Source organism: Streptomyces sp. NPDC017225, from assembly GCF_044331465.1.
Taxonomy (GTDB): Bacteria; Actinomycetota; Actinomycetes; order Streptomycetales; family Streptomycetaceae; genus Streptomyces.
In genome coordinates this window covers 1-1,101 of sequence record NZ_JBIRNE010000065.1, presented here as the reverse complement: position 1 = coordinate 1,101, position 1,101 = coordinate 1, and the positions used below count along the sequence as shown (strand labels likewise).

Here is a 1,101-nt window from a genome sequence, read left to right as displayed (position 1 = left end):
TTCCTCGGTATCGCCCTCGCGCTGACCCTGGCGTTCGTGATGATCTGGATCGCCTACAAGCCGCAGGTCCGCACCAGCGCCACCGAACAGCTGGAACGGACGGGCACCGAACTCGCGCCCAGCCCCAGCGCCGACGCGCAGAAGCTGCCGAGTGGCGGTGAGTCGGCGCCCGTCGAGCAGCCCCAGCCGGAGCAGACCTCCGAGGAGCCCAAGAACGACGGTGGCGGCGGCGGTGACGGTGGCGGCGACGGTGGCGGCGGCGGGAAGCAGCCCGAGAAGCCGGCCAAGGAACCCTCCGTGGTCCCCGCCAGCAACGTCCTGCTGCGCAACACCACCACGAAGATGTGCGCCGAACTCCCCGGACGTGAGGGCGGAGAGATCAACGGCCCTGTCCAGCAGTCCGCCTGCCGTGAGGGAGTCGCCGACAACCAGGTCTGGAACCTGGAGGTGAAGTACCCGAAGGCGGGCCCCGGCGGGGTACCGCTCTTCCAGATCCGGAACGTCAAGGACCAGCTCTGCATGGACCTGCCCAAGTTCGGGGCGGCCCCCGTCAAGTCGCCGGTCACCGAGTTCCCCTGCAAGGGCACGGACGCCGACAACCAGCTCTGGTGGGCCGACAAGCAGAAGAGCGGGGCCTACTGGATCCGCAACTCCGCCAGCAACAACAAGTGCCTCAACGTGGAGGGCTGGAGCGACGGTGGCGAGTTCGCCAAGCTCACGCTCTTCGACTGCCTGGACGGCGACGACCAGGAGTGGGAGATCCTCACCAAGCTGGAGGGCTGACGAGGACACTCGGACCACAGCGCGGGGACGTCGGGGCAATCGGTTGTGCCCCGACGGCTCCTGGCCGGGCTCTTGCCGGTGCGTAGCCTCGCCACGTGAGCCTGTGGACTTCGCTGGAGCCCGCGTCCGCGACTGTGGACCCCGGCAGCAGTACGTGTGTGCGCCTGAGGGTGCGTAATACCGGTGATGTCGTCGACGAGTACCGGTTCGAGCCGGTGGGGGGTGTGGCGCCCTGGACGACGGTGGAGCCGCAGACTCTGCGGTTGTATCCGGGTACGACGGGGACGGTGGAGCTGACGTTCGCTCCGCCCCGGACGC

Annotated in this window: 1 protein-coding gene and 1 pseudogene; both read left to right on the top strand. The window is 68.7% G+C overall.

Annotation, left to right across the window (positions count from 1 at the left end; translation table 11 throughout):
• Nucleotides 1–783 (top strand): RICIN domain-containing protein (locus ACH4NX_RS38415; protein ID WP_351402596.1); only part of this gene is annotated, 783 nt, incomplete at its 5' end.
• 95 nt (nucleotides 784–878) lie between these two features.
• Nucleotides 879–1,101 (top strand): annotated as a pseudogene (locus tag ACH4NX_RS38410) (hypothetical protein); the annotation flags it as partial.